The sequence below is a fragment of the Gilliamella sp. Imp1-1 genome, from assembly GCF_001690415.1.
Lineage (GTDB): Bacteria > Pseudomonadota > Gammaproteobacteria > Enterobacterales > Orbaceae > Gilliamella > Gilliamella bombi.
Genome location: NZ_LZHK01000015.1, coordinates 1 through 5570 on the forward strand (window position 1 = coordinate 1; position 5570 = coordinate 5570).

Annotated in this window: 3 protein-coding genes and 1 pseudogene; all 4 read left to right on the plus strand. The window is 29.5% G+C overall.

Annotated features, from left to right (window positions below):
- Positions 1 to 542, plus strand: a 542-nt coding sequence (locus tag A9G38_RS01995) for a glycosyltransferase family 4 protein (protein WP_141671684.1), incomplete at its 5' end; no start/stop codon positions are given.
- A complete protein-coding gene (locus A9G38_RS02000; RefSeq protein ID WP_034913825.1) occupies positions 535 to 2223 on the plus strand; it encodes a Stealth CR1 domain-containing protein in 1689 nt (562 codons plus the stop codon). The genes A9G38_RS01995 and A9G38_RS02000, both read left to right, overlap by 8 nt.
- A gap of 157 nt (positions 2224 to 2380) precedes the next feature.
- Positions 2381 to 3256 carry a protease HtpX gene (htpX, locus tag A9G38_RS02005; protein ID WP_034913830.1) on the plus strand — a complete coding sequence of 292 codons (876 nt, stop codon included), beginning with the start codon at positions 2381 to 2383 and terminating at the stop codon, positions 3254 to 3256.
- 129 nt (positions 3257 to 3385) lie between these two features.
- A pseudogene (locus tag A9G38_RS02010) lies at positions 3386 to 5324 on the plus strand (peptidase U32 family protein).
- The last annotated feature ends 246 nt before the right edge of the window (positions 5325 to 5570 follow it).

The following is a 5570-nucleotide window of genomic DNA, read 5'->3' on the forward strand; positions in this document are numbered from 1 at the left end:
ACAAATATATCATATATATTGGTCGATTAGATTTGGTAAAAGGGGCAGACATACTTATTAGAGCGTTCAATAAAGCTAATCCTGAAGGATATAAATTAATTATTGTTGGTGATGGTGCTGAAAGTTCGTATTTAAAAACAATTGCATCAAAGAACGTAATATTTACTGGAAAAATATTTAATGCAGCATATATGCTGGACATAGCAGATATATGTGTAATCCCTTCGCGTTTTGAATCATTTGGTCTTGTCTTGTTAGAAGCAATAAATTCTGGATGTCGAATTATTGCCACAAATATTCCATCATTTAAAGAAATACTGGAGTCAGATAATTACCTATTTGATAATGAAAGTGTTAATTCATTATCAAATAAAATAAAAGAATATACAAATAATCCGTCATTAGGATTTGTTGATAAGAAAAAAATCGAGCAATATTCATTATCTAATGCTATAAGTAAACTAGACTTGGCATATTTTTCTAACAATATAAAATGCGACATGATTAAAAATTCCGCTATTGAGGATAATTATGATGTCTAAAATAATTAGAAAAACTCGAAAACTAATAAAAAATCCTAAAGCTTTTTTTAGAGATTCATTTTTATTTTACAAACAAAATGACAAAAAAAACTTGCTACAAACACCTAATTTAAATATCAAAAATTCTTCAGAAAAAGTAAAACAGAAATCAAATTTAGCTGAAAATATTGTTATTCCTCAAGTTCGAGATAAAAAAATGCAACAACCTAATTTAAATATTAAAAATTCTTCAGAAAAAGTAAAACAAAATAATACAACAGTGGTAAGATTATCGAATTTAATTGAAAACTTTATTACACCGCACGGTCAAGATAAAATACTATTTAGCCTTTTAGATAAAGCTGGTATTAATTATCATATAGTCCATACTTGCTGGAATCACATTATTAGAATTGCGATACAAGATCAATTTGTTAAAAATATTATAGAATTAATTAAGAATAGCGAAAAATTTACTAAAAGTGTATATATTGTTGAAGGAAACAATAGGTATGATTTAGTTAGATTATATTTTCATGATGATAAATATGTATATAAAAATACAATATTTCAATTTGATCCTTGGTATATGACTCCACATGGTGTTATGACAAGAAACAAAAATACTCAAATTCAATTTATTCCCAAAGCCCATGTTAACAAAACAGTACATTCATTTGCTCCAATTAGGTTGGGAAAAGATATTCAGAATATTGATAATACTAAGTCAATGTTAGAATTAAATTCATTTCTTTTCGATGAATATGAAGGCCCGATTGATATAGTATACACTTGGGTAAGTGATAATGATCCAGAATGGTTGGAAAAAAAGAGTCAATATTCAGGTGAAAATCCTCAGAATCAAGATACACGTTTTGTTGATTATGAACAATTGAGGTACTCTTTACGTAGTGTTGCTTCGTATGCTAAGTTTATAAGAAAAATATTTATAGTTACAGATCATCAAGTACCATATTGGTTGGATACTGATCATGAACAAATCGTAATGGTTAATCATAGTGATATATGTAATGATAAAACGTGTTTACCTGTATTTAATTCTGTTGCTATCGAATCTTGGATTCATAAAATAGAAGGATTATCGGATAATTTCATATATGCAAATGATGATTATTTTTTTGGTTCTCCAGTTAATAAGCAACATTTTATTCATCCTAATGGTATAGCAAAATTATTTCTTGAGCCCATCCCTAATGCTTATGGGGAAGTCTTTGCAGATAGTGAACCTACAAACCAACTATCTTTATTCACAGCTCAGTGTTTTTATGAAAAATTCAATACTTGGCCTTCATTTTGGCCTTTGCATGCGCCAATGATTAAAAATATTCATGTTATTGATAAAATGATTAATCATTTTCAAAAACAAATAGATAAAACAAGTCGTTCTAGATTTAGAGAAACTGAAACCATTTCTCCTTTATATCTTATGTCATCATATTTCTCATATATACAAGGAAATAGTGTCTTATCTTCAATTAGATATGAATATGTTAGCTCTGATGATCCTAATTTAGATTCTAAATTATCTAATTTATTGTTAAAAATTAAAGAAGGCAAATGCGAAGTATTTTGTTTAAATGATCACCGAACTATTACTGACGAACAAATATCAAAAGTAGCTAGTTTTATGATGAGTGCATTTCCAATTGCTGCTGAATGGGAGTTAGATAAAACAATATAATTGTTTGGCTCTTATATTGATTAAAATTCTGATGGAAGAAAATTATAGTAAGCATATTCCATCAGTAACATTGCAGAAAAAGTTATTTTGAAAATAAACTGGATTATAATTAATTTTTATTAAAATCTTAGCACCTAAATAAAATAAGGACACTTTCATAATGCGAATTGGATTATTTATTCTAACTAACTTAGCCGTTATGTTTGTATTTGGAATCATTCTAAGTATTTTAGGCGTTGATGCGCATAGTACTTTAGGATTACTTATATTTGCAGCAATCTTCGGTTTTGGAGGATCTTTTATATCACTTCTATTATCTAAGAAAATGGCTTTAAGGTCAGTTGAAGGACAAATCATAACTCAACCTAGTAATGGTCAAGAGCAATGGTTACTTGATGTTGTTCGTCGATTATCAACGGAACTTAATATAAAAATGCCAGATGTTGCCATCTATCATGCTCAAGATGTTAATGCTTTTGCAACTGGTGCAACTAAAAATAGTTCTCTTGTTGCAGTAAGTTCTGGTTTATTAAATACTATGACTCAAGATGAAGCTGAAGCGGTAATCGGTCATGAAATGAGTCATGTTGCTAATGGTGATATGGTCACAATGACTTTATTACAAGGAGTTCTTAATACTTTTGTTATTTTTATTTCAAGAATGTTAGCATCTGTTGTAGCTCAAGCATTGGATGATCGTAATCGTGGTTTATCACAGTTAACCTATTTCTTAATAGTTATGGTTTTTGAAACCGTATTTGGTATTTTAGCAAGCCTTATAGCGATGTGGTTTTCTCGTTATCGAGAATTCCACGCTGATGCTGGTTCGGCTAAATTAGTAGGCAGTACAAAAATGATTGCCGCTTTAGAAAAACTAAAAACTAGCCATGAACCAAGTGAGGATACTTCAATTTTAGCATTCTGCATTAATGGTGCGAAAAAAGCAAAATTTTCTGAATTGTTTATGTCTCATCCACCATTAGAAAAACGTATAGAGGCTTTAAGGAATGAAACTTATCGAAACGAAGGTTAGGATCTATATCAAATTTATATTCAAACACATACTTTCCTGAAAGTTTTTTACAAGTATTATTAATTTTATAATAATACTTGTAAAATAAAAACCAAATTACTCGCTATTTAGATTTTCAAAGAGTTTATAATGTCATATCTTGTTACCAATAATAAATTAGAATTGCTTAGTCCTGCTAAAAATATTGAGATTGCACAACAAGCTATTTTACATGGCGCAGATGCCGTATATATTGGCGGGCCAAATTTTGGTGCTAGGCATAATGCTGGTAATTCGGTTAGTGATATTGCTCAGTTAGTTGAATTTTCTCATCATTATTATGCAAAAGTATTTGTAACTTTAAATACCATTCTTCACGATAATGAACTTGAACCAGCAAGACAACTTATATGGCAATTTTATGATGCAGGTGTTGATGCATTAATTGTGCAAGATATGGGCATTTTGAGGATGGATATTCCGCCTATTGATTTACATGCTAGCACTCAAATGGATATAAGAACACCTGAAAAAGCTAAATTTTTATCTGATGTTGGTTTTTCACAAATAGTATTAGCTCGTGAGCTTAATTTAACTGAGATAGCTAAAATTTATGAACAAATTGATGCCAAAATAGAGTTTTTTATTCATGGTGCACTTTGTGTGGCATTTTCAGGACAGTGTTATATCTCACATGCACAGACAGGACGTAGTGCAAATCGAGGAGATTGCTCCCAAGCTTGTCGACTTCCTTTTACCTTAAAAGATGATCAAGGGCGCATTGTTGCTTATGAAAAACATTTATTATCAATGAAAGATAATAACCAATCAGATAATTTGAACGAATTAATTCAATCAGGCGTTCGATCCTTTAAAATAGAAGGACGTTATAAAGATCTAAGTTATGTTAAAAATATTACAGCCTTTTATCGTCAAAAATTAGATACTATTTTGTCAAATTCGCCTGACTTACAATCAGGGTCAAGTGGCAGAACTGAGCACTTTTTTATACCAGATCCATACCAAACATTTCATCGAGGAAGTACAGATTATTTTGTACATGGAAGAAAATCCAATATAGGTGCATTCGATTCACCTAAATTCATCGGTTTGCAAATTGGTGAGATAACTCAAATTACACCTAAAACTATCGATATTAAATCTGAAAAAATATTAACTAATGGAGATGGCCTAAATGTACTAATAAAACGAGAGATTTTTGGATTTAGAGCTGATAAGGCGGAGAAACTTTCGGCTAATCAATATCGAATTCACCCAAATGAAATTCCTAAGCCGCTTTTTTCAATAAAATTACCTTATATAGTGAATCGAAATCTTGATCATGTGTGGCAACAAAATTTATTGAAAGCATCAAGTAATCGCAGAATTGGTGTGTCATTTAAACTATATAATATTGAAAAAGGTATAGAGCTAATTGCAAAAAGCGAAGAGGGTGTTTGTGTCAAGGTAGAACTTAATGGGGAATTCGAACTTGCGGAACAACCAGATAAATCATTAAAAAATATTAGAGATAATTTATCTAAATTAGGAAAAACTATATATTATCTTACTGATTTTGATTTAAATTTATCAAAAATTTATTTTTTTCCAAGTAGTCAACTAAATCAGCTTCGAAGGGATACTATTAATAAATTGACTGCTAAAAGATTAACAAGTTATTGTCGCCAAAAACGTAAAACAGAACAAAACCCAGTTCCGTTTTATCCTGAAAATCATTTGAGCTTTTTGGCAAATGTTTATAATCATAAAGCAAGAGAATTTTATACACAACATGGAGTTGAATTAATTGAAAGTGCCTATGAAGCACATGAAGTTAAAAACGATGCGCCCTTAATGATAACCAAACATTGTTTACGGTTTGCGTTTAATCTATGCCCAAAACAAGCAAAAGGAGTTCAAGGTGTTAAAACTAAAGTTACGCCAATGAAATTAATTCAAAATAATGAAGAATTATTGTTAAAGTTCAATTGTAAAGCTTGCGAAATGCAAGTATGGGGTAAAATAAAAAAACACATTTTAAAAAATGCCACTTCCTGGAAGTGAGATTATATTTATGGCAAAAAAATAAGGTATTTAAAAATGGTGGTTTAAGTTCATAATACCAAATATTATTTAACATAATATACATTATGCGTACCACGATAAACGTACGTAAAACTAGACGATAAAACCTGTATAATCATGACCTCAATTTAAAAAAACACGATTTACCAGTAAAATGATTAAATTAATCAATTCATTAACAAATTAATAAAAATAAATAATCATTAAAATCAATACGTTATAATAATGTATATTATGTTAAATAATATTT